General features: G+C 69.6%; 16 protein-coding genes. 8 read left to right on the forward strand and 8 right to left on the reverse strand.

Features of this window, described 5'->3' with window-relative positions:
• Positions 1 to 113: 113 nt before the first annotated feature.
• From AC1Q5B_RS05505 to AC1Q5B_RS05530, 6 genes are all read left to right on the forward strand, one after another.
• Positions 114 to 794 carry an RDD family protein gene (locus AC1Q5B_RS05505; RefSeq protein WP_492630710.1) on the forward strand — a complete coding sequence of 227 codons (681 nt, stop codon included), beginning with the start codon at positions 114 to 116 and terminating at the stop codon, positions 792 to 794.
• Entirely contained in the window at positions 791 to 1789 is a 999-nt protein-coding gene (locus tag AC1Q5B_RS05510; RefSeq protein ID WP_492630711.1) for a stage II sporulation protein M, read from the forward strand. Before AC1Q5B_RS05505 ends, AC1Q5B_RS05510 begins: the two co-directional genes overlap by 4 nt.
• Positions 1779 to 3350 carry a DUF4129 domain-containing protein gene (locus AC1Q5B_RS05515; protein WP_492630712.1) on the forward strand — a complete coding sequence of 524 codons (1572 nt, stop codon included), beginning with the start codon at positions 1779 to 1781 and terminating at the stop codon, positions 3348 to 3350. Before AC1Q5B_RS05510 ends, AC1Q5B_RS05515 begins: the two co-directional genes overlap by 11 nt.
• Positions 3347 to 4546: a DUF4350 domain-containing protein gene (locus AC1Q5B_RS05520; protein ID WP_492630713.1), complete on the forward strand. Its 1200-nt coding sequence runs from the start codon at positions 3347 to 3349 to the stop codon at positions 4544 to 4546. Before AC1Q5B_RS05515 ends, AC1Q5B_RS05520 begins: the two co-directional genes overlap by 4 nt.
• On the forward strand, positions 4543 to 5544 hold the full coding sequence (locus AC1Q5B_RS05525) for an AAA family ATPase (RefSeq protein WP_492630714.1): 1002 nt from the start codon (positions 4543 to 4545) through the stop codon (positions 5542 to 5544). The genes AC1Q5B_RS05520 and AC1Q5B_RS05525 overlap by 4 nt, the downstream gene beginning before the upstream one ends.
• 235 nt (positions 5545 to 5779) lie before the next feature.
• Positions 5780 to 7078 (forward strand): DUF58 domain-containing protein, encoded by a 1299-nt coding sequence (locus tag AC1Q5B_RS05530; RefSeq protein WP_492630715.1) that lies wholly within the window; start codon positions 5780 to 5782, stop codon positions 7076 to 7078.
• 4 nt (positions 7079 to 7082) lie between these two features.
• Here the strand turns inward: AC1Q5B_RS05530 and AC1Q5B_RS05535 are convergent, their stop codons facing one another.
• Positions 7083 to 7433, reverse strand: coding sequence for a hypothetical protein (locus AC1Q5B_RS05535; protein WP_492630716.1), 351 nt, complete (start codon positions 7431 to 7433; stop codon positions 7083 to 7085).
• A 102-nt stretch (positions 7434 to 7535) separates the two neighbouring features.
• Complete coding sequence (gene aroE / locus AC1Q5B_RS05540; protein WP_492630717.1) at positions 7536 to 8384, reverse strand: shikimate dehydrogenase; 849 nt, start codon at positions 8382 to 8384, stop codon at positions 7536 to 7538.
• Between the two features lie 365 nt (positions 8385 to 8749).
• Here aroE and AC1Q5B_RS05545 point away from each other — a divergent pair, with 365 nt between their 5' ends.
• Positions 8750 to 9490, forward strand: coding sequence for a putative outer membrane beta-barrel protein (locus AC1Q5B_RS05545; RefSeq protein ID WP_492630718.1), 741 nt, complete (start codon positions 8750 to 8752; stop codon positions 9488 to 9490).
• A gap of 62 nt (positions 9491 to 9552) precedes the next feature.
• Here AC1Q5B_RS05545 and AC1Q5B_RS05550 read toward each other — a convergent pair whose 3' ends face one another.
• From AC1Q5B_RS05550 to AC1Q5B_RS05565, 4 genes are all read right to left on the reverse strand, one after another.
• On the reverse strand, positions 9553 to 10011 hold the full coding sequence (locus tag AC1Q5B_RS05550) for a GNAT family N-acetyltransferase (protein ID WP_492630719.1): 459 nt from the start codon (positions 10009 to 10011) through the stop codon (positions 9553 to 9555).
• Between the two features lies 1 nt (position 10012).
• Entirely contained in the window at positions 10013 to 11002 is a 990-nt protein-coding gene (gene hemB, locus AC1Q5B_RS05555) for a porphobilinogen synthase (RefSeq protein ID WP_492630720.1), read from the reverse strand.
• Between the two features lie 97 nt (positions 11003 to 11099).
• On the reverse strand, positions 11100 to 11348 hold the full coding sequence (locus AC1Q5B_RS05560) for a hypothetical protein (protein WP_492630721.1): 249 nt from the start codon (positions 11346 to 11348) through the stop codon (positions 11100 to 11102).
• Positions 11349 to 11418: 70 nt separating this feature from the next.
• Positions 11419 to 12438, reverse strand: coding sequence for a chorismate transformation FkbO/Hyg5 family protein (locus tag AC1Q5B_RS05565; RefSeq protein WP_492630722.1), 1020 nt, complete (start codon positions 12436 to 12438; stop codon positions 11419 to 11421).
• Positions 12439 to 12570: 132 nt separating this feature from the next.
• Between AC1Q5B_RS05565 and AC1Q5B_RS05570 the strand changes: the two genes are divergently transcribed.
• On the forward strand, positions 12571 to 13032 hold the full coding sequence (locus AC1Q5B_RS05570; protein WP_492630723.1) for a hypothetical protein: 462 nt from the start codon (positions 12571 to 12573) through the stop codon (positions 13030 to 13032).
• Between the two features lie 61 nt (positions 13033 to 13093).
• Here AC1Q5B_RS05570 and AC1Q5B_RS05575 read toward each other — a convergent pair whose 3' ends face one another.
• On the reverse strand, positions 13094 to 13528 hold the full coding sequence (locus tag AC1Q5B_RS05575) for a cytochrome c oxidase assembly factor Coa1 family protein (RefSeq protein ID WP_492630724.1): 435 nt from the start codon (positions 13526 to 13528) through the stop codon (positions 13094 to 13096).
• Positions 13529 to 13556: 28 nt separating this feature from the next.
• On the reverse strand, positions 13557 to 15782 hold the full coding sequence (locus AC1Q5B_RS05580) for a S9 family peptidase (RefSeq protein ID WP_492630725.1): 2226 nt from the start codon (positions 15780 to 15782) through the stop codon (positions 13557 to 13559).
• Positions 15783 to 15840: the final 58 nt, after the last annotated feature.

Raw genomic sequence — 15840 nt, forward strand, 5'->3', positions numbered from 1 at the left:
AAGTCGCCAGGCATGGGGAAGGCGCATGGACAGCGGGACTCGCAGGTTCCACCACATCGATCCGGTCGCGGCCACGGTGTCGCCAGGGCAGCGCTGCCCGTGGTAATCGCGTGATGCTGGACACGTACCGCGAAGTCGTCACGCCCGAAGGCGTGGGCCTGCACCTGCCGGCGGCGGGTCCGGTGCCGCGCGCGCTGGCATGGAGCATCGACCTGGCGATCCGCCTCGGCATCGTGGTCGTCATGGCGACGCTGCTCGCCCTGCTGGGCAGCGTGGGCCAGGGCCTGTACCTGATCGTGGTGTTCCTGGTGTTCTGGGCCTACCCGATCGTGCTCGAGTCGGTCTGGCGCGGGCAGACGCCCGGCAAGAAGGCGTTGGGACTGCGCGTGGTGGCGGCCGATGGCGCACCGGTGGGGTGGCTGGCGGCGATCACGCGCAACCTGCTGCGGACCGTCGACATGCTGCCGTTCGGCTACGCGACCGGCCTGGTCGCCTGCCTGACCGACGCGCATGCGCGCCGCCTCGGCGACAGGGTGGCGGGCACGCTGGTGGTGCATGCGGGAGGCGAACGCCGCCACGTGCCGGTGCCGGTCAACACGGTGTTCGTGCCGCCGGCGCAGTTGTTGCCGGAAGAGCAGGCCGCGATCGTCGCGTTCGGCGAACGCGCGCCGCAGCTGACGGCGTCGCGCCAGGAGGAACTGGCCAATCTCGCCCAGCCCATCACTGCGGCGCAGGGACAGGCCGGCGTACAGCGGCTGTACGGCATGGCCAACTGGCTGTTGGGGCGTCGATGAGGCAGGAGCAGTTCGTCGCCCGCCACCAAGCCGAGTGGATCGCCTTCGAAACGTGGCTGCACGCGCGCGGCGACAGCGCACGGCGTGCGCGCCGCGAGCGCAATGCCGGCGAACTGACCGACGAGGACGTGCCGGCGCGCTACCGCCGCATCTGCCAGCACCTCGCACTGGCGCGCCGGCGCGGTTACAGCCCGGTGGTGGTGGATCGCCTGCAGGCCCTGATGCAGGACGGCCATGGCGTGCTGTACCGCACGCCGCCACCGCGCTGGCAGCGTGCGGTGCGTTTCCTGCTGGCGGAATTTCCCCGGCTGGTGCGCAGCGAAGCGGGCTGCATGTGGGTGGCGGCGGCGGTCTTCGTGGCTCCGCTGGTGCTGATGTTCGTGCTGCTGCAGTTCCGGCCGGAGCTGGTGTACAGCATCGCCTCGCCCGAACAGGTGGCGACGTACGAACGCATGTACGACCCCAGCGATCCCGGCCATGCGCTCGGGCGCGAGAGCGGCACCGACTGGCAGATGTTCGGCCACTACATCTGGAACAACATCAGCATCGGCCTGCGCACGTTCGCCGGCGGACTGGTGGCCGGCGTCGGCGCGCTGTTCGTGCTGGTGGTCAACGGCATCGGCATCGGCACGGTGTTCGGCCATCTGCAACAGATCGGCTACGGCGACCCGCTGTGGCGTTTCGTCTGCGGCCACGCGCCATTCGAACTGACGGCCATCGTGCTGGCCGGTGGCGCCGGCCTGCGGCTCGGCCTGAGCCTGGTGGCGCCGGGGCGGCATCGACGTATCGACGCGCTGGCGATCGCGGGCGCCAAGGGGGCGAGGCTGTGCCTCGGCGTGGCGTTCATGCTGCTGGTGGCGGCCTTCATCGAAGCCTTCTGGTCGTCGACCCAGTCCATCCCCGCCGTGGTGAAGTACAGCGTGTCCGGCGTGCTGTGGACGCTGGTGGCGCTGTGGCTGGGCCTCGGCGGACGCGGGGTGGCCGATGAGGATTGAACAGCTGACGGTCCGGCTGCGCGCACGCTCGGACTGGGAAGCCATCGAGCTGGGCATGGCGCTGGTGCGCCGGCATGCCGGCGCGGTCTGGAGGCCGTGGCTGTGGCTGACGCTGCCGGTGTTCGCGCTGCTGAACCTGGGTGCGTGGTGGATCGACCGGTTCTGGCTGGCGGCCCTGCTGATGTGGTGGTTGAAGCCCGCCTTCGACCGTATCCCGCTGTATGTCATCTCGCGCGCGGTGTTCGGCAGCGTGCCGGACGCACGCGAGACCTTGCGTGCGCAGGCCCGCTGGGGCCTGCGCACGCTGCCGCACCTGCTCACGTGGCGGCGCTTCAGTCCGGTGCGCTCGCTCTACATGCCGATCGACCTGCTGGAGGGCGTGCAGGGCGAGCGGCTGGGCCAGCGGCGCCGTGTGCTCGGCGGGCAGGCCTACGGCACCGCGATCCTGCTGACCTGGATTTGCCTGCTGTTCCAGGGCGTGCTGGTGCTGGGTGGCGTGATGGCGGTCGTGATGTACCTGCCGCAGGATCTGTTGCCGGACAGCATGCAGGCCGCGTTCCGCGTGGTCGCCATCGAGTGGCCCGCGTGGTTCAAGGTCGCCTGGAATGCACTGGTCTGGGCGGCGGTCAGCGTGATCGAGCCGTTCTACGTCGGCGCCGGTTTCGGCCTGTACCTCAACCGGCGCACGCAGATCGAGGCCTGGGACCTGGAGATCGTGTTCCGCAAGCTGCGTGCGCGCCTGGCCGCCGCCGCGCCGGTACTGCTGGCCGTGGCGGTGTGGGCCGGCATGGCCGGCATCGCCGACGCGCAGGAGCGCCATGGCGCTCCGCCGGCGCGGCCTGCCGCATCGGCGGAGCCGCAGCAGGACGAACAGAAGCCGACGCCGCCGACGCTGCCCATCGTGTTCGGTGACCAGCGCGTGGACGATCGCGCGTTCCGCAAGGCGGCCGATGAGGCGTACCGTGATCCCTTGCTCGGTCGCGCGCACGTGCAGTCGGAGTGGGAGCGCCGCAGGCCGGCGGAGGAAACGCCCGACAGGCGCCGAGACGGCGACGGCGCCCTGCTTGCCGGCCTCGGCACGGTGCTGGCCTTCATCGGCGAATGGGGCCTGTGGCTGGTGGCCGGCGTGCTGGTGCTGGCCCTGCTGGCGACGGTGCGTTACTGGTGGCCGTGGATGCGCGGCATCGCGCGCGCCGCGCCGGACAGGCCGGATGCGCCGCAGACCGAGGCGCTGGCGTTACCGGACGTGTTGCCCGACGACATCGCCACGGCCGCGCGTGCGCTGTGGCGCGACGGCCGCCCGCGTCATGCGCTCGCCCTGCTGTACCGGGCCAGCGTGGACAGCATGAGCCGGCGCGCCGACATCGTGCTGCCCCCGGGTGCTACCGAAGCCGAGTGCCTGCGCGCATCGCGTCGCTTGCCGCAGGCGGAGGACCGCAACGTGTTCGCGCGCATCGTGCGCACCTGGCAGTACGCCGCCTATGCCGAACGCCTGCCCGACGAAGACGAATTCGACGCGCTGGTCGGCGCGTTGCAGCAACGCTACGGGTGGGCCGCATGACGGCCTCGCGCCGCAACGGGCGCCTGGCGGGTGCCGGCGTGCTGGTCCTGCTGGTCGTGCTGGCACTGCTGCTGGCGTGGTTCCGGCATACCTTCCACCGCGTCGAGAAGACGCTGTACCTGCCGCCGTCGGGCGAGGCCGCCTACAACCCGCTGTATGCGCTGGCGAAGACGCTGGAAGCCGACGGCGTGAAGGTCAATGCGCGCCAGCGCCTGATGCTGGACGACAACGCGCTGGCGCCCGGCGACACCCTGTTGCTGTTCAACGATCCGCGCGCGCTGTCGCCGCCCGAGGCCGAGCGTCTGCTGGCATGGGTGGAGGACGGCGGCCACCTGTTGATCCGCACGCCGCTGTATTCGCCGGGCGAAGATACCTCGGGGCCGAATGCCCCGCAGTCGGAGATGCTGGACCTGCTGTCGGCCTGGCTGGTGGACGAGACGCCGTCCTGCGAGGACTTCCAGGTGGAAGGCGAAGGCCACCACGTCGAGTTCTGCCGCGGTCGTCGTTTCGCGTTCGACGATGTCGTGCCCGAGCTGGCCTGGGGCGACCTGCAGAACGGCTACGTCTATGCCCGCGTGGCGGCGGGCAAGGGCCACGTGGACGTGCTGGCGGATTTCGACTTCCTGGCCAACACGGCCACACGCGGTTTCATGCAGGAAGCGCTCGACGCGCCGCCGGACGGCGGCCTGCGGGATGGCCCGCACCGCGCGCTGGCGCGGCAGGTGCTGGCGCCGAACTACCGGCAGGGCACCATGCATCTGGTCTACGCGGCCGAGATGCCGTCGCTGTGGCGCACGCTGTACTTGCGTGGCTGGATGGTGTGGGCGCCGCTGCTGCTCGCGCTCGCGGCCTGGCTGTGGATGCGCATGCAGCGGTTCGGCCCGCCGGTGCCGTCGCCGGCCGGCGAGCGCCGCTCGCTGCTGGAACACGTGCGCGCCAGTGGCGAGCACCTCTACCGCTATGGCCGCGGCGTGATGCTGTACGCCGCCGTCCGCCAGTCGTTCCTCGCGCGCCTGCGCCGCCGCGACCCGGTCGCCGCCGCCCTCACCGGCGAACCGCAGGTCGCCGCCATCGCCGAGCGCACGGGGCAGTCCGCCGAACGCATCCGCACCGCCCTCAACGTTCCTGCCTCGCACGACCGGCAGGCCTTCCGTGACCGCATCTCCCTGCTGATCCAACTGAGAAACCGCCTATGAACGACGAGACCGCCGCCGCGCCGCCCGCGCTCCCGCCGATGCCGCGCAACGCCTTGTCCGACCGCGTCGAGGCCGTGCGCGAGGAGGTGTCGCGCGCCTTCATCGGCCAGCCCGACGTGCTGGACCAGATCCTGATCGCGCTGCTCGCCGGTGGCCACGTGCTGATCGAGGGCGTGCCCGGACTGGGCAAGACGCTGCTGGTGCGCGCACTGGCACAGGCGCTCGAGCTGACCTACGCGCGTGTGCAGTTCACGCCCGACCTGATGCCCAGCGACGTCAGCGGCCACGCCGTCTACGATCCGAAGACCGAGAGCTTCCAGATCCGCCGCGGCCCGGTGTTCACCCACATCCTGCTGGCCGACGAGATCAACCGCGCGCCCGCCAAGACCCAGTCCGCCCTGCTGGAAGTGATGCAGGAAGGCCAGGTGACCATCGAAGGCAAGTCGTTCGAACTGTCGCCGCCGTTCATCGCCCTGGCCACGCAGAACCCCGTGGAACAGGAAGGCACGTACCCGCTGCCGGAAGCGCAGCTGGACCGGTTCCTGCTCAAGGTCTTGATCGATTACCCGGCGCTGGACGATGAGAAGCGGATGGTCGACGCGATCACCACCGGCCGCACCGCCGCAGACTTCGACCTGTCGCAGGTGAAACGTGTGCTGGGGGCGGCCGACATCGTCGCGATGCAGCGCGAGACCGCCGCCGTACGCGTCGATCCGGAAGTCATCGACTATGCGGTGCGCATCGTCGCCGCCACGCGCAAGTGGCCGGGCATCTCGCTCGGCGCGGGCCCGCGCGGCAGCATCGCGCTGGTACGCGCGGCGCGCGCGCAGGCGGTGCTGCAGGGGCGCGACTTCGTCACCCCGGACGACGTGCGCGACATCGCCCGTCCCGCGCTGCGCCACCGCATCACGCTGGCGCCCGAACTGCAGATCGAAGGGCAATCGCCGGACGATGCATTGCGTGCGCTGCTGGCCAAGGTGGACGCGCCGCGCAAATGATCGCCTGCGCTGTCGCCGCCGATCTCGTGATCCGCCCCCTCCCCCGCGTGCGGGGGAGGGGTGGGGCGGGGGCGCGCGGTCAGTGTGATGGCTTGCCGAGATGTCCGGTTTTCGTTTGCCCGCATCCCAGCCTTGCACTCGCCACATCCCTGTGGCTCGCCCTGCGGGCGGCTTGCGCCGTGCACACCGGCAATCCTGCCGGCGTGTCCCCGCGGGCGGGGGAAGGGCCACACCCATGAGGCCCGCAGCTCTGCTCATCGCCCTGATCGCAGGCTGGGGACTGGCAGGCTTGGCCGTGCCGTTCCTCGGTTGGCCGCTGTGGCAGTGGCAGCTGGTGGGTGCGGTGATGCTCGTGGTCGCGGCGCTGGATGCCTGGCGACTTCATGGCCGGCCGACGCCGGAAACCGTGCGCGACGTGCCCGAGGCGTTGCCGCTGGGCATCGAGCGCGATGTCGCGCTGTCCTTCGAGTCGCGGGTGAAGCAGCGGCTGGAGGTGTTCGACCTGCATCCCGGCGGATGGGCGTCTTCCGGACTGCCGCGCCGGCTGACGCTGGCGCCGATGTCGGCGACCCGCATCACCTACCGCCTGCGTCCCGTCGCGCGTGGCGATGCGCACTTCGATGGCGTGCAACTGCGCCTGCGTTCTTCGCTGGCGTTGTGGCGGCAGTCGCGCATCGCCGGCGCGCCGCAGCGCGTGCGGGTGTATCCGAACTTCGCGCCGCTGACCCGCTTCGCGCTGTTCAGCGCGGAACAGGCGTCGCGCCTGGTGGGCGCGCATCTGAAACGGCGTCGCGGGGAAGGCACCGACTTCCACCAGATGCGCGAGTACCGCGTCGGGGACAGCCTGCGCCAGGTCGACTGGAAAGCGACGGCACGCTCGCGCAAGCTGATCTCGCGCGAGTACCAGGACGAGAAGAACCAGCAGTTGGTAATGCTGATCGACACCGGTCGCCGCATGATGGCGCGCGAGGACGAGCTGGGCCATTTCGACCATGTGCTCAATGCATCGCTGGTGGTGTCGTACCTGGCGCTGCGGCAGGGCGACGGCGTGGGCCTGTTCGCGGCCGGCGGCGACAGCCGCTGGATCGCGCCGCAACGTGGCATGGCCGCCATCGAGACGCTGCTGCGCGCCAGCTACGACCTGCAGCCGCGCCCGGTCGCCACCGACTATCTGGCCGCCGCCACCGAACTGAGCCTGCGGCAGCGCCGCCGCGCGCTGGTGATGCTGGTCACCAACGTCCGCGACGAGGACATCGACGACCTGCTCGCCGCCGTTCGCCTGCTGCAAAAGCGGCACCTGGTCTGCGTGGCCAGCCTGCGCGAGACCTCGCTGGACGATGCGCTGGATGGCGACGTGCGCGACCTTCAGGGTGCGATCCATGCGGGCGCCGTCGCCCGCTATCTGGAACAGCGCACGGCGGCGCACGATGCGCTGCGCAGCCATCGGGTGATGGTGCTCGACGTCACCGCCGACGAACTGCCGGCGGCGCTGGTGGAGCGCTACCTGGCGGTAAAGCGCGACGGCGTGCTGTAAACGCTCAGCCGCGTGGCACGGCCTGCATCGCCTTGCAGGCGCCCCAGACCAGCATTACCAGGCCTGTAGCGGACACGACGCTCAGCAGCATGCCGACGGCGCCGAACACGGTCATCATCCCGCTCAACGCGCTGTAGCCATCGGTCGCGTTGTTGATCAGCCACGCCTGCCAGACGCTCATCGCGCCGCGCAGCAGCGTGGTCAGCAGCATCACCACCATGCCCGCCAGGGCCAGCTTGCGGCCAGGCGCCGCCGGCACCCAAATCGCCAGCATCGCGACGCCTGCCGTACAGGCCAGCAGTTCGGGCAGCTGGTAGCCGAGCATCGTCAGCAGCTGGGTGAGGAATCCGTCCACGGGTTACTCCTTGAGGTCAGGCGGAAGGGAAAGGGTCGGGATGGCGTGCATGCTTTCGGAAGCGATAGCGGGCAACGGCGCGATGGCTGGCGTCCGCGGCCCTCAATCCGCCGTCACCAGCACCTTGTCCTTGCCGCGCAAGATGGCGTAGACCGCATCGGTTTCCGGTCGCACGCCATGCCACTGTTCGAAGGCTTCCGCCGCCTGTTCTACCAGCATGCCCAGGCCGTCCACCGCGTCGTGGCAACCGGCGGCGCGGGCCCAGGCGAGGAACGGGATCGCGGCTTCGCCATAGTTCAGATCGACCGCCAGCGTGCGTGGCGTAGCGAGCGTGAAGGGCAGGGTGAACGCGCCCTGGTCCTGGCGCGCGGCCGAGGTGGCGTTGACGATCAGCGAGAAGTCGCCGAGGTCGCGCAGGTCGTCCCAGTAACGCGAATGCGCGCGGTCGGGTTCGCCCAGTGCATCGGCCAGCGCATCGGCGCGGTCTGCGGTGCGGTTGACGATGATCAGTTCGCTGATGCCTGCATCCAGCAGCGCGGGCGCCACGCCGCGCGCGGCACCGCCGGCGCCGAGCAGCAAGGCACGCCGCGCGCGCAGGTCCAGGCCGTGGCGGCCGGTCAGGTCGCGCACCAGGCCGGCGCCGTCGGTGTTGTCGCCATGCCACTGGCCATCGTTGCGGGTCAGCGTGTTCACCGCACCGGCACGCCGCGCGCGGTCGCTCGTCCCTGCGCAGATCGCGAACGCCGCCTCCTTGAGCGGCAGCGTGATGTTGGCGCCCGCGCCGCCGTCGCCTGCGAACCGGTCGAGGGTGCCGACGAAATCGTGCGGCGCCGTATCGATGGCCGTGTACTCCAGCGCGATGCCGACCTGCTGCGCGAACGCGGCATGGATACGCGGCGACAGCGAATGGGCGACGGGGTGGCCGAAGACGGCGTAGCGATGGTGGGACATGACGCGGAACCCCGTCTGGAAGAGTGAGTCGGAGGCGGCAGCGATGCGTCCGCACACGCGGTGCCCGCCACTGTCTTCGTCGCAGTCTACCCCGCACCGACGCCGGCTTGACAGGCCGCACGCCGCGCTGCACTGTGCCGCCGCCGAAGGGGGTGTGCCAGGGAGCAAGGCGACAGGCGAACGGACCGGGGAGTCCGGATGCCTTCCATCGAACTCTGCCACTGCGAGGACGCGTGTCGACCAGGAACCGATCGACGCCGTGTCCGTGCACGCGCCGCCGCCGGCATCGCCGCCGCACGAACCGATCCGCCCCGCCGGTACCGCAAGGACGCGGGGATTCCATCAGCACCGAAAGGGAAACCATCATGAAGCCGTTGCTCCGTTACCTGCCGCTCGCGTTGGCGGTCTTTGCCCTGCATGCGCAGGCGCAGTCGATCTCGCCGGCCTACGAGGCCTTCCGCAAGAAGGAAACCCCGCAGCCCGCCTCCCCCCAGCCGGTAACGCCGGCGACCCAGCCGACTGCAGTCAGCCCTGCACCGCAGGCTCCCGCGCCCGCGCCGACCTATGCCGCACCGGCGCCTTACGTTGCGCCTGCCACCGCCCCCGAAGATGAGGAAGATGGCGGCTTCTTCGTCGGTATGCAGGCCGGCCAGGGCTGGATCTACGAAGACGTCGAACAGGACGCCGTGGCCGTGAGCGCCGGTTACCGCTGGCAGGCGGGCCCGTGGGCGCAGGTCGGCGTGGAACTGTCCGGTGGCCGGCTGGACAGCACCGATTACCGTGGTGTCGAGGTGCCGAAGGCCACCTACAAGGCCATCGGTGCCAACGCCCGCTTCAACTTCGGCAACAGCCCGTGGTTCGCCACCGTGCGCGGCGGTTACTTCGACGCCAAGCAGGACGGATACTACGGTGAACTCTCGACCGATGGCGGCTATGCAGGCGTGGCGATTGGCGTGGATATCAACCGTCACTTCAACATCAGCCTCGGCTACACCGCATTCGTCTATGCCGACGACTACGCCTATGACGACTGCGACGACTACGACCTCGACTGCGACTTCAACCGTGCCGACACGGTGATGCTGGGCATCGAAGCCCGCTTCTGATGCAGAAAACGAGAACGGGAACCTGTCGGCTCCCGTTCTCGTTGTGGTGCCGACCTCTCCGGTCAGTCCGCCGGACGCGCCAGTTGCCGCACATAAACGTGCTGCGTCTTGGCCAGCGCGAAGCCGGCCGAGGGATAGAACGCATGCGATTCCGGCCGCACGATGTTGGAGCGGACGAAGACGTCGCCGCCGCCCTGCTCACGGATCCAGTCGCAGGCGGCATCCACCAGTTGCTGACCCAGGCCGAGGCGTCGCGCCCGCGGATCGACGATCAACGCCGTGATCTCGGCGCGATGACCGGATTCGATCATCAGCCGCCATTCCGCAGCGACCATGCCCAGCAGGTCGTCATCGTCGTCGACGGAGGCGGCGACCATCACCGCATGCGTGGGCGAACCCAGCAGGCTGGCCAGTCGCTGCGCCATGCCATCGCCGTCCACCGGATAGGCGAGCAGCGTGCACAGACGCGCCAGTTCGCCCGCATCGTCATGCCGCGCACCGCGGATGACGACGGCCGTCATGTCAGCCGTCCCGCAGCCAGCGTGCCGCGTCCAGTGCGAAGTAGGTCAGCACGCCGTCGGCGCCGGCCCGCTTGAAGGCGGTCAGTGCTTCGAGCGCGCAGGCCTTCTCGTCCAGCCAGCCGTTCGCCGACGCGGCCTTGATCATCGCGTACTCGCCGCTGACCTGGTACGCGAACGTCGGCACGCCGAACTCGTCCTTCACCCGGCGGATCACGTCCAGGTAGGGCAGGCCCGGCTTGACCATCACCATGTCCGCGCCTTCGTCCAGATCCAGCGCGATCTCGTGCAGCGCTTCGTTCGAGTTGGCCGGGTCCATCTGGTAGGTGAACTTGTTGCCCTTGCCGAGGTTGCCGGCGCTGCCCACCGCGCTGCGGAACGGGCCATAGAATGCACTGGCGTACTTGGCCGCGTACGACATGATGCGCGTGTTGATGTAGCCCGCGTTCTCCAGCGCGGCGCGGATCGCACCGATGCGGCCGTCCATCATGTCGCTGGGCGACAGGATGTCGACGCCGGCGGCGGCATGCGCCAGCGACTGCTTCACCAGCGCCTCGATGGTCTCGTCGTTGAGGATGTAGCCGGTGTCGTCGATCAGGCCGTCCTGACCGTGCGTGGTATACGGGTCCAGCGCCTGGTCGCTCATCACGCCGAGCTCGGGGAAGCGCGTTTTCAACGCGCGGATAGCACGCGGGATGATGCCGTCCTCGTCCCAGGCGATGCGGCCGTCGGCGGTTTTCGCCGCGGGATCGGGCACGCCGAACAGGTCGAGTACCGGCACGCCGAGTTCCAGCGCTTCCTCGCCGACGCGCAGCAGCTCGTCGATCGACAGCCGCTCCACGCCCGGCATCGACGCCACCGGCGCGCGCCCCTTCTCCTCGTGCACGAACACGGGGTAGATCAGGTCGTTGGTGGTCAGCACGTGCTCGCGCATCAGGCGACGGGAGAACTCGTCGCGGCGCATGCGGCGGGGGCGGATGTGGGGATAGGCCATCACGGGCTCCTGGCAGAGCGGCGAATGATACGCCGGTGCCCGGTGGAGCGGCCTGCGACAGGCGGTCGCAGCGCGGAACGCTGCGTCCGCCGCGGGATCAGATGAAGCCGCCGCCCAGCGACAGGCGGATGATGCCCACCACGATCACGATGCCGTTGAGCACCAGCCCGGCCTTCGCGCGACCTCGGTTTTCGGTGCGGGTGAACAGGATGCCGATGGCGGCGATGATCGCGCCGACCGCGGCGAACGGGATCAGGAACCAGTTGCCCCACCCGAGCAGCGGAATCAGGGCCAGCACCATCCACAGCATGGACACGACGCCCCACAGCAGACTGATCAGTCCCATCGAACACTCCGCGATACGGCGCGCGACGTGGCGCCTCATGGCGTCACTATGCGGACGACGGGCTGCTGCTTCAAGCCGTGACGCCGTGCATGCCCTCGATCTCGACCAGCAGTTCGCGCCGGCAGACGTCCGCATGCAGCATCAGCCACGGTACGCGGGTGCCCAGCCGCGCTTCCAGCTGCGCGGCGACGGCATCGGCATCGGCGGCATCGCTCACGTAGACCTTCAGGCGCGAACTGGCGTCCATGTGCGGCGGCAGCGACGGTGCATGCACGCGCGCGGCGCCGAGCAGGCTGTCCAGGTTGGTCAGGGTTTCGTCGAGTTGCGCACGCAGCGAATCGGCGTGCTGCGATGCATGGCCGACGATGCTGGCCGTGCCTGAGAGCAGCAGCGGCAGGGTTGGCGAGGGCGGCAGCAGTGCGCGCGCGAAACTCGGCGACTGCGGGCCGTATTCGCGCGGATAGCGGTAAGCGCTGACCTGGCGCGGGTTCTCCAGCGGCAGGCCGGGCTCGCGCGCGGCCAGCCAGTAGACCTGCAGCACGCGGCGCCCGTCGTGGCTGCCGATCGCGGTGGCGGCGGGCAGCACGCGCGTATCGACGTCACCCAGGCCCTGCACGCGGCCGACGCAGAACTGCCGATAGCGTTCGGCATCGCCCTCGCCTTCGGTGATCGCGTCGAAATAGTTCCAGATGCGCAACAGGTGTGGATAGCCACTGTCGCGCCAGAACGCCGCCATCGCCGCGTAGGCCTGCGCGCTGGCATGCAGGATGCCGCCCTCGGGTTCTTCCCACTCCACCACGCCGAACTGCAGGGCTCCGTCATGGCTGTAGCGCACGGCGCCCTCGCGGCCCGTCGCCACCGGTCCCGTCGCGCGCCAGACTTCGTAAGGCGCAGCGGCTTCGCGCAGCGGCGACAGCGGCACGCGCAGGTACCGGGGATCGTCGATGGCGGCGGTCGAGGGCGCCAGCGCGCCGAAGCCGAACACGGCCAGGGTTTCCGGCAGGCCCAGCAGCGCCCGGGGGCTCGGGGCATGGATGTAGTCGACGGCCAGCCGCTGCGGCGCGGATGGCGGGTCGGGGGCAAAGCTCATCGTGCGGGAAACGGCGGCATGGTCAGGACGAAATGATAACCCGCCCACCCCGTCACGCCGGGCAGCCACGGGCTGTGCCAACATTCAGGGCGTGCGGCGGAAGATCGCCGCGACTCCCACGGAGAAGCCGCCATGACGTTCCGCCTCGCCCCCGTCGTGTTCGTCGCGCTGCTGGCCGCCGGCTGCGCCAGCAGTTCCAAGGTCATGCTGGGGCAGACACGCCCCGCCATCGATCCGTCGCAGGTCCAGGTCTATCGCACGGCGCCCGCTGGCGCGCAGGAAATCGCGCAGCTCGAATCCAAGAGCGCGGTGGGATTCGGTACCCAGGGCCAGACCGATGCGGCAGTGACGCGCCTCAAGCGCGAAGCCGCCGCCCTCGGCGCGAATGGCGTGGTACTGATCGGCGTGGGCTCCAGCGGCTCACCGGTCGGCATGTCGGTGGGGGCGGGGAGTTACGGCCGCCATTCCGGCGGTGGCTTGAGCATGGGTATCCCGACCACGCAGAAGCAGGCCGCAGGTGTGGCGATCTACGTCCCGCCCGGTACGCCGGTGGATCCGGCGCTCGTGGTGCCGGCGCCGGCACCGAGGAACTGAGCGCGCGACGCGTCCCCTCCCTTGTGAAGGCCGCCTGCGGGCGGCCTTCATCGTTCAAGGCTCAGGGAGTGCCCGGCGGCACCGACTCTTCCAGCACGATGCGCTCGCCGCCTTCCACGTTCACGGCAAGTGTTTCGTAGCGCCACTCGCCGGCCTTCTTCTCCGCCACCACGTAAAGCGTGCCGTCGGCCCGTGAACCGTCCAGCGGAATCGCGAGATCGGCGTCGCCGTTCGCACCGTCGACACTGATGTTGCCCTGGACGAGCCAGCCGGCGTTGATCGGCTCGCCCAGCGCGGCGATCACGGCAGGATCGTTCTGCGCCCGCGTGACCGCATGCTGGTACGTGCTGGACGATTTGATGGCCCCGAAAATCAACGCCACGATGCCGAAGACGAACGCGGCGAACAGCGCCAGCAGCAGCGCCGCCAGCACGGGCACGCACCACTTCCAGTTGCGCTGCCACCAGCCGGGCGCTGCAGGGACATGGGTCGACATCGCGATGGCGCTCCCGGGTCGGGTGGAATCAGGGCTTGAGGCAGCGGGCGAAGAAATCCTCGGTCAGCCGGTAGCGGTGCAGCAGGTCGCTGCCGCGCAGGCCGTGCTTGGCGCCCGGGTAGGTCATCAGCTCGAACGGTGTGCCGCGCTTCTGCAGGTCGCTCATCAGCTTGGTCGAGTTGGTGAACAGCACGTTGTCGTCGGCCATGCCGTGGATCAGCAGCAGCTTGGAGCGCAGGCCGTCCACGTGGGTGAACACGCTGGCCTCGCGGTAGCCGGCCTCGTTCGCCTTCGGCAGGTCCATGTAGCGTTCGGTGTAGTGGGTGTCGTACAGCGCCCAGTCGGTGACCGGCGCGCCCGACACGCCGCAGGCGTAGGCTTCGCTGTGCTTGGCCAGCAGCATCAGCGTCATGTAGCCACCGTTGGACCAGCCGTGCACGCCGATGCGCGCCGGATCGACGAAGGACTGCGATTTCAGCCACGCGACGCCGCGCAGCTGATCGTCCACTTCCACCGTGCCCTGCTTGCCGTACAGCGCGCCGCCGAAGGCCGCGCCGCGGCGCGGCGTGCCGCGGTTGTCCAGTGAGAAGACCACGTAGCCCTGTTGTGCCAGGTACTGGTTGAAGAAGGCATCGCTGCGGCCGGGCCAGGCGCGGGTGACGGTCTGCGCGGCGGGGCCGCCGTAGACGAAGACCACGACGGGATACTTCTTCTTCGGGTCGAAGCCGGCCGGCTTGATCAGGCTGTAGTGCAGTGGCGTGCTGCCGTCGGCCGCCGTCAGCGTGCCGAAGGTCGTCGGCTGGTGCGCAGCGAGGTACTTCGCATACGGATGGCCTGCGTCGGCGGCATCGTTCTGGAGCAGCGTCGCCAGCTTCGTACCATCGGCCTTGAACAGCTCGATCTGCGGCAGCACGGTGTCGCTGGACCAGCTGTCGACGAAGACGCTGGCGTTGCGCGCGAAGCTGGCCGCATGCACGCCCGGCGCCTGCGTCAGACGGCGTGGTTCGCCACCGGCCAGCGGAATGGCATAGGCATGCGTTTCGGTCGCACTGTCGCGAGTGCCGCTGACAAAGGCCAGCCCCGCGGCTTCGTCGATCGCCAGCAGACCGTCGACTACCCAGTCACCCTGCGTCAGCGGCGTCACCGTCGCGCCGTCTTCCGACGCCATGTACAGATGCTCGAACCCGCTGCGTTCCGACGACCACAGGAAGCGCCCGTCTTTCAGGAAGCGCAGGTCGTTGTGCAGCGGCACCCAGGTCTTCGAGGTCTCGGTCACCAGCGTGCGCTGCTTGCCGGTCGCCAGCGTGGCTTCGATCAGCTCGAGCTTCTTCTGGTCGCGCGACTGGCGCTGGAAGGTCAGGCGCTGCGGATCGCGCCAATCGACGCGGGCCAGGTAGATGTCCTTGTCGGTGCCGAGGTCGATCCACCGTGGCTTGGCGCCGGTCTTCGGCGCGACCACACCCAACTGCACCAGCACGTTGTGGTCGCCAGCCGCCGGATAGCGCTGTTCGATCACTTCCGTGCGGTCGGGATAGACCTCGTAGCGCTTCTGGATCGGCACCGGCGTTTCGTCGATGCGCGCGAAGGCGATGGCCGAATCATCCGGCGCCCACCAGTAGCCGGTGTGGCGGTCCATTTCCTCGTCGGCGACGAACTCGGCCACGCCGTTGCCGATGGTGTCGCTGCCGTCGCGGGTCAGCTGCACTTCCTTGCCGTCGGCCAGCGCGATGACCCAGAGGTTGCGGTCGCGGATGAAGCTGACGAAGCCGCCCTTCGGCGAGATCTTCGGATCGGTGGCGAAGCCGCCGCCGTTCGTCAGCTTGCGCACCGCGTCCTTGCCGGACCTGGACAGATCGTAGAAGTACAGTTCGCCGCCGAGCGGGAACAGCAGCGCCTTGCCATCCGGCGACCACTGGTAGTCGACGATGCCCGACAGCGCCGCGATGCGCTGGCGCTCGCGGCGTGCTTTTTCTTCGTCGCTGAGCACTTCATCGCCCGGCAGCACCACCGACGAGTCGACCAGCAGGCGCGTCTGCCCGCTGGCGATGTCGTATTCCCACAGGTCCAGCCGGTTGCGGTCGCTGTCCTTGCCGCGCAGGAAGGTCACCCGCGAGCCATCCGGCGCGACCTGCGGCTTGGTCAGCGTGGGGCCGGACAGCGGGGCGCTGCCCGTGATGGCTTCCAGCGTGAGTTTCTCGGCGTGGGCGGGGAGGGCGGTGGCGACGGTCATCAGGGCGAACAGGGCAAGGCGCATCGGAGTACTCGGGCGGCGGGGCCGGTCAGCCCCGGATTATGCCGCGAACGCCCGATGC

The organism is Pseudoxanthomonas sp. GW835-FHT14C01, assembly GCF_058793715.1.